Origin of the sequence: Streptomyces sp. PA03-6a, from assembly GCF_033792765.1 — a bacterium.
In the GTDB taxonomy this organism is placed as follows: Bacteria; Actinomycetota; Actinomycetes; order Streptomycetales; family Streptomycetaceae; genus Actinacidiphila.
On record NZ_JARAVK010000045.1, the window covers coordinates 17,251 to 32,710 of the forward strand.

The 15,460-nt window shown below is 71.9% G+C and carries 17 protein-coding genes and 1 pseudogene; 8 read left to right on the forward strand and 10 right to left on the reverse strand.

Annotation, left to right across the window (positions count from 1 at the left end; genetic code table 11):
* Positions 1–32: 32 nt before the first annotated feature.
* Positions 33–464, reverse strand: a complete 432-nt coding sequence (locus tag PV350_RS13705) for a hypothetical protein (RefSeq protein WP_500333957.1) — start codon at positions 462–464, stop codon at positions 33–35.
* A gap of 235 nt (positions 465–699) precedes the next feature.
* On the opposite strand from PV350_RS13705, the gene PV350_RS13710 reads away from it, so the two are divergent.
* On the forward strand, positions 700–1,209 hold the full coding sequence (locus PV350_RS13710; protein WP_500333959.1) for a cupin domain-containing protein: 510 nt from the start codon (positions 700–702) through the stop codon (positions 1,207–1,209).
* A 16-nt stretch (positions 1,210–1,225) separates the two neighbouring features.
* Here the strand turns inward: PV350_RS13710 and PV350_RS13715 are convergent, their stop codons facing one another.
* Positions 1,226–1,606, reverse strand: a complete 381-nt coding sequence (locus PV350_RS13715) for a VOC family protein (RefSeq protein ID WP_499514340.1) — start codon at positions 1,604–1,606, stop codon at positions 1,226–1,228.
* Here PV350_RS13715 and PV350_RS13720 point away from each other — a divergent pair.
* Positions 1,605–2,194 (forward strand): annotated as a pseudogene (locus PV350_RS13720) (GNAT family N-acetyltransferase). The gene PV350_RS13715 and the pseudogene PV350_RS13720 sit on opposite strands and share 2 nt — an antisense overlap.
* 12 nt (positions 2,195–2,206) lie before the next feature.
* Here PV350_RS13720 and PV350_RS13725 read toward each other — a convergent pair.
* Complete coding sequence (locus PV350_RS13725; RefSeq protein WP_500333961.1) at positions 2,207–2,716, reverse strand: GNAT family N-acetyltransferase; 510 nt, start codon at positions 2,714–2,716, stop codon at positions 2,207–2,209.
* A gap of 135 nt (positions 2,717–2,851) precedes the next feature.
* Here PV350_RS13725 and PV350_RS13730 point away from each other — a divergent pair, with 135 nt between their 5' ends.
* The gene (locus PV350_RS13730) at positions 2,852–3,256 is read left to right on the forward strand and encodes an SRPBCC family protein (protein ID WP_499514338.1); all 405 of its coding nucleotides are present in this window, start codon (positions 2,852–2,854) and stop codon (positions 3,254–3,256) included.
* Between the two features lie 17 nt (positions 3,257–3,273).
* Entirely contained in the window at positions 3,274–3,969 is a 696-nt protein-coding gene (locus PV350_RS13735; RefSeq protein ID WP_500333964.1) for an alpha/beta fold hydrolase, read from the forward strand.
* On the opposite strand, the gene PV350_RS13740 is transcribed toward PV350_RS13735, so the two are convergent.
* Genes PV350_RS13740 through PV350_RS13760 form a run of 5 tightly spaced genes read right to left on the reverse strand, consistent with a single transcriptional unit; the run spans position 3,954 to position 7,426 of the window.
* Positions 3,954–4,310 (reverse strand): hypothetical protein, encoded by a 357-nt coding sequence (locus PV350_RS13740; protein ID WP_499514336.1) that lies wholly within the window; start codon positions 4,308–4,310, stop codon positions 3,954–3,956. The two genes, PV350_RS13735 and PV350_RS13740, sit on opposite strands and share 16 nt — an antisense overlap.
* Complete coding sequence (locus PV350_RS13745) at positions 4,307–4,933, reverse strand: hypothetical protein (protein WP_499514335.1); 627 nt, start codon at positions 4,931–4,933, stop codon at positions 4,307–4,309. Before PV350_RS13745 ends, PV350_RS13740 begins: the two co-directional genes overlap by 4 nt.
* A gap of 32 nt (positions 4,934–4,965) precedes the next feature.
* Positions 4,966–5,646, reverse strand: a complete 681-nt coding sequence (locus tag PV350_RS13750) for a hypothetical protein (RefSeq protein ID WP_500333967.1) — start codon at positions 5,644–5,646, stop codon at positions 4,966–4,968.
* Positions 5,646–7,070, reverse strand: a complete 1,425-nt coding sequence (locus PV350_RS13755; protein ID WP_499514333.1) for a putative T7SS-secreted protein — start codon at positions 7,068–7,070, stop codon at positions 5,646–5,648. The genes PV350_RS13750 and PV350_RS13755 overlap by 1 nt, the downstream gene beginning before the upstream one ends.
* A gap of 5 nt (positions 7,071–7,075) precedes the next feature.
* Entirely contained in the window at positions 7,076–7,426 is a 351-nt protein-coding gene (locus PV350_RS13760) for a WXG100 family type VII secretion target (protein ID WP_499514332.1), read from the reverse strand.
* Between the two features lie 324 nt (positions 7,427–7,750).
* Here PV350_RS13760 and PV350_RS13765 point away from each other — a divergent pair, with 324 nt between their 5' ends.
* From PV350_RS13765 to PV350_RS13780, 4 genes are all read left to right on the forward strand, one after another.
* Entirely contained in the window at positions 7,751–8,188 is a 438-nt protein-coding gene (locus PV350_RS13765; protein WP_499514331.1) for a hypothetical protein, read from the forward strand.
* A 95-nt stretch (positions 8,189–8,283) separates the two neighbouring features.
* On the forward strand, positions 8,284–10,557 hold the full coding sequence (locus PV350_RS13770; RefSeq protein ID WP_500333970.1) for a hypothetical protein: 2,274 nt from the start codon (positions 8,284–8,286) through the stop codon (positions 10,555–10,557).
* Entirely contained in the window at positions 10,550–11,239 is a 690-nt protein-coding gene (locus PV350_RS13775; protein ID WP_500333972.1) for a hypothetical protein, read from the forward strand. Before PV350_RS13770 ends, PV350_RS13775 begins: the two co-directional genes overlap by 8 nt.
* 123 nt (positions 11,240–11,362) lie before the next feature.
* On the forward strand, positions 11,363–12,424 hold the full coding sequence (locus PV350_RS13780; RefSeq protein WP_500333974.1) for a hypothetical protein: 1,062 nt from the start codon (positions 11,363–11,365) through the stop codon (positions 12,422–12,424).
* Between the two features lie 67 nt (positions 12,425–12,491).
* Here the strand turns inward: PV350_RS13780 and PV350_RS13785 are convergent, their stop codons facing one another.
* On the reverse strand, positions 12,492–13,853 hold the full coding sequence (locus PV350_RS13785) for a S8 family serine peptidase (RefSeq protein ID WP_500333976.1): 1,362 nt from the start codon (positions 13,851–13,853) through the stop codon (positions 12,492–12,494).
* Between the two features lie 83 nt (positions 13,854–13,936).
* Positions 13,937–15,400, reverse strand: a complete 1,464-nt coding sequence (locus PV350_RS13790) for a hypothetical protein (RefSeq protein ID WP_500333978.1) — start codon at positions 15,398–15,400, stop codon at positions 13,937–13,939.
* Between the last annotated feature and the right edge of the window lie 60 nt (positions 15,401–15,460).

A 15,460-nucleotide genomic window follows, 5' to 3' on the forward strand; every position in this document is an offset into this window, starting at 1 on the left:
CGGACGGCCCGCCCCCGCTCGCGTGTCCGCGTTCAGTCCCGCGGGGCCGGCGGCCGGTAGGCGGGCGGGACGTCCCGGGGGTCGCGCCGGACGGCGGCCGGGCGGTGGCCGCCGGCCGCCTCGTCCTCCCGGTCGTCCCCGGCTTCCCCGGCTTCCTCCTCGGCCTGCTGCTCGAACCAGCGCCGGGCGCGCTCCTCCTGCGCGGCCCGCTCCTCGGGCGTCAGCCGTTCGTCGGCCCGCTTCAGCTCGGCCATGCGGTCGCCGATCGCACCGAGGTAGGCGCTGGAGCCCAGTGCCTCGCGCATGCCGAGGCGACCGGAGAGCACCTCCCGCGCCATCTCCTTGAGCGTGCCGTCCACGGTGGGGTTGTCGGCGAGCGTCCTGAGCGCCTTGTGCAGTCGGCGGGCCTGTGCGGGGTCGTCCGCGACGTCCGTCAGGTCCGCGTCGCTGATCTCCTTGCTCATCGGTCCGTTCCCCCGGTCGAGAGTGTGGTGACGGGTGTGCTCATGCCATCGTGCCATCAGGGGGACGCCGCAACCACGGTCGGCGGTCGCGGGCGCCGTCGCGGGTGCGCGGGCCGGGCGGCACGGACACGCTTCGTCAACCTTTCGGCCGTCCTTCCCGGAGCGCTGATCGGAGTTCCTCGATCAGATGTGGCACGGTCTGTCTGAACGATGCCGAAGGAGGCGACGAGCGATCATGTCCTACCCCAAGCCCCGTTACCTCGGAGAACAGGGCGAGATCAGCGCGCTGTTCCGCTCCGCCGACACCGCCGCGGACGTGGTCGCGCCTTCGGGCAACCGCACCCACTACCTCGCCACGCACGCGTCGACGGACGGCGGCTTCGGCCTGTACCGGATCGACATGGGCCCGGGCTCCCCCGGCCCCAGCACCCACTTCCACCGCTCGATCTCCGAGTCCTTCTTCGTCCTCTCCGGGGCGGTGCAGCTCTTCGACGGGGAGCGCTGGATCACCGCCCGTCCCGGGGACTTCCTCCACGTGCCGCCCGGAGGACTGCACGCCTTCCAGAACGACTCCGACGAACCCGCGTCGATGCTGCTGCTCTTCGCGCCCGGCGCGCCCCGGGAGGAGTACTTCGAGCGGGCCGGCGAGATGGCGCAGCGCGGGGGTGCGGCGTTCCGGGAGTTCCTGCTCCGCCACGACAGCTTCTTCGTGGACCCGCCGCAGGTCGGGCCGGAACCGCTGTGACGTACGGGGGCGGCGGTCAGCCGACGCTCTTGTCGATGACGCAGAAACGGTTTCCCTCGGGGTCGGCCAGCACGACGAAGTCGGGGTCCGGCGGGTAGAGGTCCCAGTCGACCCGCCCGGCGCCCAGGGCGACCAGCCGCTCCACCTCCGCCGCCTGTCCGGCGGCGTCGTCCGCGTACAGGTCCAGGTGGACCCGGGGGTGCTCCTGCACCGGGGTGTCGCTGGTGCCGAGCGCGAGCCCGGGTCCTGCCGCTCCCGCGGCGGGCACCAGCACCGCCCAGTCGTCCTCCGCCCGCACCTCGCCGTCGCGGGGCACGTAGCCGAGGGCGGCGCCCCAGAAGGCCGCGGCGCGCCGCACGTCCGTCACTCCGAGCACGATCGTCCCGAGGGTCAGCATGCGTCGATTGTGGCAGCCGGCGCCGGACCCGGACGGGCCTGCCAGGATGGGGACATGGCCCGCGTCACCGTCGCCCACACCGCCGACCTGGACGCCGCCGTGCTCGGCGCGGCGCGCTCGCTGCTGGACGCCGCCTTCGAGGGCGGCCTGTCCGACGCCGACTGGGAGCACGCCCTCGGCGGCATGCACGCGCTGGTGTGGGAGGACGGCGGCCTCGTCGGGCACGCCGCCCTCGTCCAGCGCCGCCTGCTGCACGGAGGAAGGGCGCTGCGCGCCGGTTACCTGGAGGCCGTCGGCGTGCGCGCCGACCACCGGGGACGCGGGCACGGCGCCGCGCTGATGGACGCCCTGGAACGGCTGGTGCGCGGCGCCCACGACCTGGGGGCGCTGGCGGCCGCCGACGGAGCCGCCGCCTTCTACACCGCGCGCGGCTGGCGGCCCTGGCGCGGCCCCACCGCGGCGCTGACGCCGGACGGTGTCGTCCGCACCCCCGAGGACGACGACTGCGTGCTCGTGCTGCCCGGGCCCGCCCCGCTCGACCTGTCCGGCCCGCTCATCTGCGACTGGCGCGACGGCGACCTGTGGTGACCGCGGCCGGCCTCACGGGACGTAGAGCTCCAGGCGCCAGTCGTTGCAGCGGATGGGGTGCCCCGGCGGGTACTCGAAGTCGCACTCCTCCACCAGCGTGAAGCCGAGCTTGCGGCAGATCGCGTTCGAGGGGTGGTTGTCGACCTTGGGGAAGGCGTGCAGGAAGCGCGGGCCCTTCTCGGCCGCCGCCCGGGCGATGACGGCCTCCCCGGCGGCCACGGCGACCCCGCGCCCCTGGAACTCGGGCAGGACGCCCCAGCCGGTCTCGTACACCGTCCCGCCCCGCCAGGACTTCTCCCAGTAGCCGATGCTCCCGGCCGGGACCCTCTCGGGCAGCAGCACGATGCTGAACATCCCGCCACCGCCCTCGCCGCCGCTCGCCAGGTACCGCTCGTGCCGGACGAGCAGTTGCTCCTCGGTCTCGGGGCCGCCGAGGTGCCGCATCATCCCCGGCGCGTTCGCCCGGCGCAGCAGGTCGAGGTCGCCCTCCGCCCACGGCTCGATCCGTACCTGCGCTGCCATCTTCCGCTCCCTCGTCGCTCCTGCCGATCACACCACACGGGTCGGACACCGCCACCGATGAGTTCCGCCGGCCCGGCCGGTCCTACCTCCCGGAGCCGTTCCGCAGTGGCCCGGCCCGACCAGGAAGGCAGCATCATGAACGACATCACCATTACCCGGGTCTTCGACGCCCCGCTCGCCAAGGTGTGGAAGGTGTGGACCGAGCGGGAGTACTTCGCCCAGTGGTTCGGCGCGCCGCTGCCCACCGTCGCCAGCGACGTCCGCCCGGGCGGCGCCTGGCGCGCCACCATCACCACGCCGCAGGGCGAGATGCCGCTGAGCGGGGTGTACCGCGAGGTGGAGGTGCACAAGCGGCTGGTGTGGACGATGGACGTGCCCGGCGCGCCCGAGGTCGTCATGGACGCCACCTTCACCGACCGCGGGGACAGGACCGAGGTCGTCTACCACCAGCCCGGGGTCCCCGAGGAGCACTGCGCCACGGCCGAGGCCGGCGCCAACCACATCCTGGACAGCTTCACCTCCGTCCTGACGAAGTCCTGAAGGGAGGGCGGACGGACGTGACGGAGACGACCTTCGTCCTGGTCCCCGGGGCGGGCGGCGGCACCTGGTACTGGCACCTGCTCGTGCCGGAGCTGCGCCGCCGCGGCCACGCCGCGGTCGCGGTGGACCTGCCCACCGCGGACGACTCCGCGGGCCTGCAGGAGTACGCCGACGCGGCCGTCGCCGCCGCGGGCGACCGCGCGCCGCTGGTGCTGGTCGCCCAGTCGATGGCCGGCTTCAGCGCGCCCCTGGCCTGCCAACGGCTGGGGGACCGGCTCGTCCTGCTCGTCCTGGTCAACGCGATGGTCCCGGTCCCCGGCGAGACCGCCGGGGACTGGTGGGCCGCCACGGGCCAGCCGGAGGCCCGGCGCGCCCTCGACCTCGCCGAGGGACGTCCGGTGGACGGGGAGTTCGACCCCCTGGTCACCTTCTTCCACGACCTTCCGCGCCCCGTGGCGGACGAGGCCCTCGCCCAGGGGAACCGGCAGTCGGACACCCCGTTCGGCGTGCCCTTCCCGCTGCCCGCCTGGCCGCAGGTGCCCACCCGCGTCGTCGTGGGCCGCGACGACCGGCTGTTCCCCGCCGCCTTCCAGCAGAGGGTGGCCCGGGAACGGCTCGGCGTCGAACCGGACGTCCTGCCGGGTGGGCACCTGGTGGCGCTCGCCGACCCGGGCGGGCTGGCGGACCTTCTGGTGGGCTATCTGCCCGGCTGAGGCAGCGGCCGGCGAAGGTGCAGGGCGCCGGGGCTCCACTGGTCCCGCCCCGTGCCGCGTACCTCCGTCGTCCAGCCCTCCGCGGCGGCGACGGCGGAGGCGCGGTCCGGGCCCGCACCACGGAAGAGCCGGGCGGGGACGGTGACGGCGAGCACCGCCCCGCCGTCGGCGTCCCGCGCCCGGTGGGCCGCCGGCCGGCGCTCGGCGGCGGCGATCCGGGCGCGGATCCGCTCGGTCGCGTACGCGTCCCGCAGCGGCAGCCAGAGCCGCTGCAGGACGAACTGCGCGAGCAGCCCGGGCCTGTTCCTGCGCGGGGCGGCGAGGAGGGGCGGGGCGGTCACGCGGTGCCGTGCGAGCGGTGGACCACGGCCTGCGCGTACGCCACCCGTACGTCCAGCCGGTCCGTCCGCACCTTGTACCGCTCGGACATCCCGTAGTACTTCAGCGACGCCGGCGAACCGACCCCCTGCCGCCAGGCCGTACGGACGGGCAGCGACCAGGCGGAGTCACCGGTGCCGCCGACCGCCCAGAACAGGTTGAGGACGAGCCACAGCGGCGACAGCAGCACGAACACCGCCCACGAAGTCGTCGTCCCGCCGTGCCCGGCGAGCACCCGGCCGCCCGGCAGCCTGATCTCCCAGCGCGGCCGCCACCGCGCCCGCTTCGCCGGGGTCCCCAGCTCGCCCAGTTCCTCGCCGCCCGGGCCGAGCACCGACAGCCGCCCGCCGGACGACTGCCCGCCCACCGGCCGTACGACGAAGCCGAGCGTCTCCCGTCCGGCCAGGTCCCGGTACATCGCGAACCGCGGCTTCGCGTCGGCCCCGGAGCCGCCGGCGGGAGCACCGTGCCCGACGTACACGGTCTCGCCGCCCCGCCGGGGGCGGATGACCTTCTGCAGCTTGAACCCGGCCTGCCGGCGCTCCTGTTCGGAGGGCGGCCGTACCTGGAACGAAACGACACTCATCCGATACCCATCCGATCGCGTCCTGTCCTGTGTCACCCGAAGACGGAGCGGACGTCGCCGCCCGTGCCGGGCTGCTCCGGTGGGCCTGCGGGGGTGCCGCCGGAAGTGCCGCGGTCGCGTGCGAAGTGCACGCTCTCCCCGATCTCGGACATCAGCGAGACGTACACGGGCAGGTCCGCCAGGCTCGGGGTGCTGAGCGAGAAGACGACGAGATAGCCGCCGAACGGCGACGGCACGTAGAGCTCGATGTGCAGGAACGCGAAGGGGGCCGCGACCTGTTCGCCGTCGACCTCCGTCGCGTGGAACGACACCACGGCGGGACCGCACTCCAGGTCCACCTGGTGGACGTCCCGGTGCGGCTCCAGCGAGAGCATCTCGTGCAGCGCCGCCGCCGCGATCCCCGGGTCGCCCGGCTCGACCTCCTCGATGCGCACCAGCAGGTTGGCCGTGCTGATCCGGTCGTCCTCGGTGGCGAACAGGCCGAGGGCCGCGTGCAGGACCCCGTCGGCGTCCAGCGACCCGGCGACCTCGCGGTACACCGCGGCGGTGGCCTCCCGCTGGAAGTCGGTGCCGCCCGGCCAGATGCGCGCGGCCAGTTCGGCCACCTGCGCGTCCAGGGCCTCGGGCGGCAGGTGCAGCGGGATCTCGTGGAAGACGTCCGGGGACTCGAACTCGACGAGCACGCCCGGCGCCTCGTGGAGCGACGTGCTCATCAAAGCCTCCCGGCCGCGGGCGTGTCCGAATTGTTGAACATGTTGTAGACGCCGGTCACGATACCGGGGGCCTGCTGCGCGACCTGCGGTCCCTTGGCCCACCACGACATGGGGTCGAGCGTGCCGTCGGCCCGGATGGCCGCGCCGAGGGAGTTCTTGACGCTCTGCGGGGCGAACTTCTCCACCGCCCAGCTCAGCGCCTTCTCCTTGGCGGAGGATCCGACGGTGTCCAGGACGTGGTTGTCCCAGGCCATCTTCATGCGGTTGCCGAAGCCCTCGGCGCTGACCATCTTGCTGCCCGGCAGTGCCTCCCGCCGCAGCAGGCCGACCTTGCCCTCCAGCTTTTCGACCGTGTAGCCGGCGTTCTTCAGCGCCCGGATCTTGGTCACGTGCTCGATGGAGGCGATGGTCCTGCCGTTCACCTTGTAGAGCTTCATCGGGATCTTGACGCCCTTCATCGCGACCTTCCCCAGCTTGCCGATGGGGATGACGCCCAGACCGTCACCGATCAGGTCCATCGCGCTGACGTCCGCGCCGCCCAGTTTCGCCGCCCCGTGCGTGGCCAGGGCGCCCAGCGACAGCGCGCCGCCCGCGAGCGCGAAGGCACCGGACAGCGGCGGGCACCAGAGCGTGAGCAGGGAGAGGACGCCCATCACCGTCGAGGCGATGCTGAGCCAGTCACCGATCTGCTTGAGCAGGTCGGCGTGCTCGACGCACCAGTTCTGGATGCTGTGCCCCAGCTTGGTGAACGCGTCCGCCAGTCCCTCGAAGAACCCCGTGTCGGGCGCCTTGTCGTTGGCCTTGCGCAGCCGGTCCGCGATGCCCCGGGCGTCGGACTGGTGGTGCTCCAGCAGTTCCTCGGCCCGCTTGATGATGTCCTCGAGCTCCTGCTGCGCCTTCTCCAGTTGCTTCCCCGCGGAGTCGAGGTCCTTGCCCGCCTGGTTCAGCCGGTTCGACGCCGCGTCGATCTTCGCCTGGGCGTCGGCGAGTTCGCTCTGCGTCGCGTAGTACTGGCCCGCCAGGCGCAGCGCCGGGTCCGCCGCCGCCTGGTTGTAGGCGGACGTCGCGCGGTCGTAGGTGCCCTGCCCGGCCTTCTCCCGCTCCTTGGCGGCCTTGGCCTGCGCCTCGTACTCCCGGGCCTTGTGCTGGTACTCCGCCAGCTTCGAGCGCCACGACGACAGCTGGAGCGAGGCCTCGCGCAGTGCGTCCCGGCTGTCGCCCACGTAGCGCGGCAGGTCGCCGACCTTCTCGGCGAAGGCGCTCGCGGCCTCGCCCTCCCAGGTCTTGCCGCCCTTGGTGATCCCGGTGAGCGTCGTGTAGGCGTTGTCCAGGCCCGTCGCGGCCCGCGAGAGCTTGGAGGTGAGGTCCTCGACGCTCTCCAGCTTCCCCGGCGCCGGGTCGAAGCCTATGGAGGGGTATTCCACCGCCGTCACCGCGCACCCGCCGTGGGCCGCGCCTGCGGGGACGGGGAGGGCGTGGGCTTCGGCGCCGCGCCCTGCGTCATGGCGTCGCGGATCGCCTGCTCCGTGGCCTCGTAGTTGTCCTTGGTGGCCTTGAGCTTCTCCTCGATCTGCTGCGTGCCGTCCGCGATCTTCCCGATGGCGTTGTCCCAGCTGTCGTGGAACTCGTCGCAGGCGTTGTCCAGCGCCTCGCTGCCGGTGCTCTTCGGACCCACGTCCTTCAGCGCGCCCAGCGCCTTGCGCATGTCGTCCTGGCTGTCGTGCAACTGCTTCAGCAGCCGGTCGAGGTCCTGGACCTCGACCTTGAAGTGGTCACCCAATGTGTGTCCCCCGCGTGGACCGCCCGCCGTGCTTCAGCACCAGGGGCGGTGGTTTCAGCCGACCCACCGAGGCTACCGCTCCCCCACGTGCCGCTTCACCCCCTCCCGGGTGCTCCCCTCAGGATCTCTACGTGCCCTGACGGGGGCACGGTGTGCGCGGGTTCCTCACGGGACGCAGGGTGCCCGGTGCGCCCCGGACGTGATCCGGTATGTTCGGGTGCAATTGGCATGTCCTCGCTTAGGCGATGGCACGGTTCCGGAGTCAGGGGACCGCACGCACGGCGGACGTGCCGGGATCGCAGTCAACGGGGATGGGACAAAGGGATGAGCACTCCCTTCGACGGTTCACAGGGCGGCGGAGCCACGCGGATGCGGCTGAACTCCGTCCCCGCGGATCCAGGAGGCGGCGGTACGTCCGCCGGGACGACGAAGGTCGACACCCAGCGCCTGGACGAGGCCGCCAACGCGCTGGTCGAACTGCGCGGTGACACCGAGAACGTCGACAACAAGGCCGACGAGGACACCCTTGGCGCCGTCACGGGCCTCAACAGGCACACCGCTCCGGGTCCGCCCGACGGGGGCTCCTGGGCCACCGCGGGCTCCCTCATGAGCATGGACATCCGCTGGGGCGACCAGGTCCTCAACCTCAAGCGCATGCTGCAGGACATCAGCGACAAGCTCCACACCAGCACCGGCCACTACACCCGCACCGAGCAGGAGGAGCAGGCCCGCCAGGCCTCGATCCACACCCCCTTCGGCTAGGGCCCGCCCTGCGGCCCGGGACGCCCGGGCCACGGGGCACGGCCGCAACGCACACCCACACCCGTCCGCAGGGACGGACAGGAGCTGACGCACACATGGTGTCCATCCCCTACCTCGACAAGGCCGACCTCGGGCCGCTGTCCGACGCCGCCGCCTCGTGGGGCGCGCTGCCCGCCAAGTACGAGGCCCTCCAGCGAGAGTTCGAGCAGCGCGTGATCAACCACCTCAAAGGCCACTGGGAAGGCGACGCCGCGACCGCGGCCTTCGCCACCATGGACAAGGCCCGCACGGAGTACGAGAACGCCGCCACCGAGGCCGGCCGCGTCGCCAAGCTGCTCAAGGACGCCCACACCGAGTTCGCCGCGTACCAGAAGCAGCTCCACGCCCTGCTCGACGAAGCCCGGACCGACAGCTTCCACGTCTCCGAGGACGGGGCGATCAAGGACGTCGACTCCCGCTGGGACAGCCCGAGCGCCTCCGCCTCCCCGGGCTTCGCCACCGAGCGCAAGGAGAAGCTGGACTCGCTCTCCTCACGCCTGACGCGCGTGCTGGAACAGGTCACCGCCGCCGACGAGGCCGCGAGCGCCGCCCTGGAGCGCGACGCAAACGGCGACAGCCGGTCGTTCAACACCGGCGTCTACACCAGCCTCGACGCCGTGGAGATCGACCAGGCCGCCGCCATCGCCGCCAAGGGCGACCAGGCGACGGACGCCGAACTCGACCAGCTGAACCGGATCCTCCACGCCAACAGCAAGGATTCCGAGTTCACCACCGGCTTCTACGACAAGCTCGGTCCGCACAAGACGCTGGACTTCTACGCGAACCTCACCGCCCAGGCCGACGAGGAGCCGGACTCCAAACGCTTCAAGGAGGTCCAGGAACTCCAGAAGAACCTCGGCTACTCCCTGGCCACCGCCACCGACCCGGACAAGCAGCCCCACCTGTCCGACGCGTGGAACGCGGAACTGCGCGCCCAGGGCGCCCAGAAGTTCACGGTCAGCGACAACCCCGGCTACCCGTACCAGCCCTACGGCTACCAGGTCCTGGGCGGCATCCTGCGGTACGGCGACTACGACTCGCACTTCCTCACGCCCATCGCGCAGCACGCGGTCTCCCTGGAGGCCGAGAACCCCGACATCTGGATCGAGAACTCCCCGCGCGGTTCGCTGAACGAGGACATCACGTCCAACCCCTCCGGCAAGGGTGGTGACGGCTTCGACCCCATGACCGGCATCCTGGAGGGACTCGGCCACAGCCCAGGGGCCGCCGAGGACTTCTTCACCGGCGACGTGGTCGCCTACCACCGTGACGGCACCGTCGACCCCGACGGCGACGTCAGGGTGGACCACGGCGACGGGAAGAAGGACGTCGACTCCTACCTGGACTACTTCACCGACCCCGACCGCGACTGGGTGCCGGACACGGCGAGCCGCGACCTCGAGGAGAGCGCCAAGGCCACCCAGTACGGCCCCGACGCCCTGGGCCACGCCCTGGAGGCGGCGACCAGTGGCGTGGCGTACGACTACGAGGGCTCGGACATGCCCAAGCACAGCCAGGCGCAGGCCGGGCTGGTGAACGACATCGTCGAGAAGTTCGGCGGTCAGGGCGGCGGCGAACTCGTCAACGGCAAGGACGGGGCGCCCCTGGAGCCGATGCGCGACAGCCTGGGGCACATCGCCGCCAACTACATGGGGGACGTCCAGCGCGGTGTCTCGGGTGACGACAACCTGCCCGTCCACGGTGCCTCGGCGAATCTGGACCGCGCCGCAACCCAGGCCTTCCTCGCGGAGGTCGGGCAGGACCCCGACGCCTACCAGGCGATCAACGCCTCCCAGCAGGCGTACACCACGGGTCTGGTGGACCGGGCGATGAACGGGGAGACCGACACCCGGGTACCGGTCAGCGACCGTGTCGCCAGCGCCGTCCACCCCGGAGCGACCGTGGCGGGCATCATGAGCGAGGCACGCGCGGACGCCGTCTGGGACACCAAGCGCGCGGAGGACGAGGACTTCAACAAGAACAGCGAAGACGTCGGCAAGTGGGTCGGGCGCGGCGCGGGACTCGCGACCGGCGCGATCAAGGTGCCCGTCGTCGGGGACGTCGCGGGCTGGATGATCGAGGACGTGCAGAGCAGCGTGCTGGAGTCCATCAAGCACGACAGCTCCACGGAGGCGGAGCACGAGGCCGGACGCGGTTACAGCGACGGCCAGGAGCAGGCGGTGCGCTCCGCGAGGGACGCGGTGCGCCAGGCGGGCGCGCACGGCGGGTACGACACGGACACCGTCGGCGATCTGCAGGACACCGCCGGACGCGAGGCCCAGCAGAGCCACGCCGCCGGCGCCAAGGCCGAGGACGCCCGTCATGGCTGACCACAAGGGGACACACCAGGTGAACAAGACCGTCCGTGCCATCGCGGGCATCCTGCTCCTCGCGTCCGGAGGCGTCGCCTGCTCGTCGGGCGACGGGGCCGAAGGAGGCGGCCCACCCAGTGCGTCGTCACGGGCCGCGCTGCCGGCCGTGCTCTGCGGCACGTCCGTTTCCACGGAGCCGATCACCCGGTTCCACCAGGCACCTGTGTCCGAGGTCGTGGCGGACGAGAGCACGGGAGGCGGCCTGCGGGCGCCTCTCACGGAGCAGTCCGTGGGCGGCGACGAGGGGTACTGCGCCGTCAACGTGGACGGCGAAGTGATCCAGGTCGGATCCGGGCTGCGCAGCGGCCTCGTCGACGAGAAGGACATCGCCCGGCGCGTGAAGGCCGGCGGCAGCGAACTCGACTGGGGCCCGGCCCGCGGATACGTCACCTCCGGCGGCGGCACGGAACTCGCGGTTCTCACCGCCCCCTGCACGCTCGAGGGCGGCAAGTTCGCCGTGGACGTCAGTGTCGCCGCGCCCGCGCTGCGCGGAAGCGAGCAGGAGGTCCTGAAGGCACGTGAGGCCATGGTGGAACTCGCCGCCGACGCCGCGCGCTACGTCGCCGAACACTCCGCGAGATGCCAGGACGCGGGTGGGCTTCCGAGTACGGCCCCCGCCTTGCAACAGCCGACGAGGTGAGCGTGGGATCCGAGAGGCCGACCGGTGCCGCGATCTGACGGTCGGTCGCCGCGGCCCGGCAGCACGGGGGACGTGAGGGCGGGGGCAGGGCCGGAACGAGAAGGACGACGGGGGCAGCAGGACGTGACGAGGGAAGGCCGGACGTGGCTCCGGAAGAACGGCAAGCGTCGGCTGATCGTCTCCGCGGTGGTCCTCGCCGCACTCGGCGCGGGGTACCACGGGTTCCAGCTGCAGTACCCGGCGGCGCAGGCGGGCCGGGCCTGCGGCGGGATGCTGCCGGTCGACCCGGTGCTGGAGCTCGCCGGGAAGTCCCGGATGAGCCTGATCGGCGGGGGCTTCGACGTCGGCAGCCGGCAGTTCGACGTGTCCGACGACGTGAAGGAGCCCGCGGGCCTCGCCGTGCGCTGCGACGTGGGCGGCGCCGGGATATCCATCGAGACCACGGCGGGCGCCCTCAATGCCTACGGCGTCCACACGTTCCAGGATGAGCAGGAGTCGCTCCCCGTCCCCTTGGACGCGGGCTGGCAGGGCTTCATGGTCACGGAGGACGCCGGAGCGACCGCGTCCGTACTGCTGAGCTGTGACAACTGGGAGCCCGAGCAGGGCGGTGGCCTGCTCGTCGCGGCCGAGTCCCCCCACGACATCGAGGTCACCGAGTCCGTGCGCCTCCAACTCGCCCGGACCGTGACCGAGACGGCACGGAAGGCCGCCGAGGCGACCGGGTGTGCGACGAAGCCCGGGGACGCGAAGAGGCTGACGGCCCCGTCGGCGTCCGCCACCACCGTGCCGGCCGCCGAGGCCGAGGGCACCTGCAAGGGGCTGACCTCCGCCACCGAGGTACGCGAAACACCCGCGGAGGCAGCGCCGGTGGAGGAGTGCGTGCTCCCGGGGCACCTGCAGCTGGCCGCCGCGTACGGCCCCTTCAACGACAACTCCCAAGCCGTCATGAACGGCGCGTACGGGGGGCACGACAAGCCCTCGGGAGTCGACGGTACGTCGGTGTGGACGTCCGCCACCTGCCCGGGGGCCCTGGGCGTCGGCTACTTCCACGCGTCGCCGGTCGACGGGAGCGACCGGCACTTCACCTCGAAGCCGCTCACCCCCTCCGAGCGGGCCGATCTGCAGCGCTTCGCCGAGCAGTCGGCCGCCCGCCACGGGTGCGACAGCCCCGCGACGCTCTCCTGACGGCCCCGCTTGCTCCCTCTGCGGACAGCGAGAAGGACGGCACGGCGCGGTCGCTTTCAGGCCCCGGCTACTGGTTCGACCACTGCTGCCCCGGGCCCTGCGACTGCTGATGGTACGGATTGCCACTCTGGCCCGGGTACTGCTGCTGGTGCGGCGGCTGTCCGTACTGCGGCTGGCCGTTGCCACCCCAGCCGTTGGGCGTTCCGGGCCCACCCGGGCCGCCACCGTTGTTGCCCTTGTTGCGGCGCGCCAGCTTCACGATCAGGAACACGACGAGCGCGAGCACCAGCAGACCCACCAGGCCGATCACGCTGAGCGCGATGACCTGCTTGCGGTCGGCCGCCGCCTGTTCGTCGTCGCTCATGCCGCCGCCGCTGGCGTTGGGGGCGGAGGCGGAGGGGTTGTCCGTGGTGCCCTGGCCGTCACCGCTCTGTCCGGCCTGCAGCGACTCCGGCACCTTGAGGGGGCCGTAGGTGGGCCCGGCGGGGATGTCCCGGGTAAGGGCGGCAAGCGGCTGGATGAAGCCGTAGCCATAGTGCTCGTCCGGAAGGGAGAGACCCTTCTCCGACGAGGGGAGACCGGCGGACTTGGTCAGGCGGTTGACGATCTGCCCCGCGGTCAGGTCCGGGAACTTGGCCCTGAGGAGGGCCGCCGCCGCGGCCACGAACGCGCTCGCGTCCGAAGTTCCGGTGCCGGAGCGATAGGCCGCGTTGTCCTTGCCGCCGGCGCTCACGATGAAAGTTCCAGGGCCCGAGAGCAGCAACTGGGGTCCGTGGTTGGACCCTTCCCAGATCTCGGTGTTGTTCTTCACCGCGCCCACCGCGATGGCGCCGGGGTGGCCCGCCGGGTAGCGCACCTCGGAACCCTCGTTGCCCGAGGCCGCGACCACGACGACGTTCTTCTTGAGGGCGTAGGCGACGGCCTCCGCCTCCGCGTCGACCTTGACCGCTCCTCCGGACGAGACGTTGATGACGGTGGCTCCGTGGTCAACGGCATACCGGATCGACCCGGCAAATCCGTCGTCGTGGTGTCCGTCGTCGCGAATGTCGAGGATCTTGGCATCCGGAGCGAGCCCCATGACGCCGTCGGCCCCACCCGGACCGTGACCATGGGCCGCGATGATCGAAGCCATCGCGGTGCCGTGATCGTCGCCGGCCTGAGGAGCGGTGGAGCCACCGTCGATGAAGTCCTTCCCCTCGATCACATTGCCCTTGAGGTCGACGTGACCGGCGTTGACACCGGAGTCGATGACGGCGACGGTGACACCCTTGCCCTTGGAGATCTTCCAGATGGATGCGGCGTCGAAGGCCTTCAGCGGCCACTGGTCTTCTCTCGTCTGGTCCGCTGAAGCGGCCGGTGCAGCAGCGAAGACCAGCGCACCCGCGAGCACAACGCCGCCCACTGAGCGCAGCGTCCGTGTGAAGGCCATCCTTTGTCCTCTCTCAGGCAGTGTGGGGGCCACAGCTTCGCCGGCCGAGCCCCCACACTGTTCTACATGCTGCCGCGTTGCCGCTACTCGATGACCCGAGGAGCGTTGTTGCGCTCGGGCGTCCAGGTCTCCTCGTCCTCGACCAGGTAGTCGGGACGCTCGCCCTCGCGCCGCTCTTCCTCTTCCGTCCGGTCGGTCTGGCCGCGGCCCATCATGCGGTTCGCGCCCTTGCCGACGTTGCCGCCGCTGCCGGCTCCCGCCGCGCCGCGGCTCCTGTGCAGGCCCGAGCCGCCCGGCGTACCGCGGGTGCCCGAACCGGTGCCCTTGGCTGCACCGACGACGCCGCCGCCACGTCGGGCGAGGCTGCCACCTCGACCGGCGGCCGCGCCTCCCCTGCCGCCCGCACCCGCGCCCGCGCCACCGGCGCCGGGCATACCGCCACGGCCCGCAGCACCTCCGCGACCGGTACCACCTGCACCTGCCCCGCCCGCCATGCCGCCACGTCCACCGAGGCCGCCGAGGGCGCCCGGGACACCCGCACCGGCTCCGGCACCGGCCGAGCCACCGGCACCCACGCCACCGACACCGCCGACACCGCCACCGACACCCGCGGTCCCGCCACCGTATCCGCCGGACCCGGTCGTGCCTCCGGCGATGCCGTCGATCGCGGTACCCACCTGCGGCTTGGTGCTCGCCACCGGCTTCTGTACACCACCGGTGATACCGGATTCACGCGGCGACTTCACCTCGCGCGACGGCGTGAGGGTGCCGGTGGTGCCCCCCGTCCTGCCGCGGCCGGAGTCGCTGGGACGGGGGCTGCCGACCTCGGAGGGGACCGGCATCGGTACGGGCGCGACGCCGCCCGGGTCTCCCGGGTAGTCGTCCTTCTCGTCGTAACGCTTGGGCGTCGGCTTCTTCGTCCACGAACCCATCGTCATGGACTGCGCGTTGTAGCCCGCGCCGAGCTGCTCCATCTTCACAGCCATCTCGAGCTGTGCTTCCTTGCCTGCCGACAGCGAGCCGCGGTTCTTGTCGAGCGCGGACTGCGTGCCCATCCCGTTGCCGAGGTCGGAGTGAAGCTGCGCGTCGCTGCGGTCGAACCCGTCGCCGAGGGCGTCTCCGAAGCTGGACAGGGTGCCCGGCTTCTCCATCGCGTCGACCTGCGGCTTGATCGTCTTCAGGATCGATGCCGCGTTGGTCATCGCCTGCGACGTGTACCGGGCGTACGTCGAGCAGTCGCTGATCATCTTGGTGATGACCTTGGCCTGGGCCTTGAAGCCCTCGGCCGCCGCACCGTCCCAGTGCTGGGTGATGTGCTCGACCGCCGCGTCGAACACTGACTTGGCGCTGCCCGAACCCACCACCAGCTGATCGTGGACCTGCATCCAGCCCTTGGCGCAGGACTCGACCTCGACGTGGTCGGCGTTGGCGAGCATGCCCTTCATCTGGTCCATGTTCTTGCCGCCGGCGAAGTCGGTGGTGTGCTCACCGGCGTAGCACTGGGTCGGGGCGTTGTACTCGTAGTACGTCCCCTCGTTGTCAGTCATGGTGCGTTACCCCCTCCGGCACGACGTTCCTCACTGCCCTCACTGCTGCGGCCTCGACCA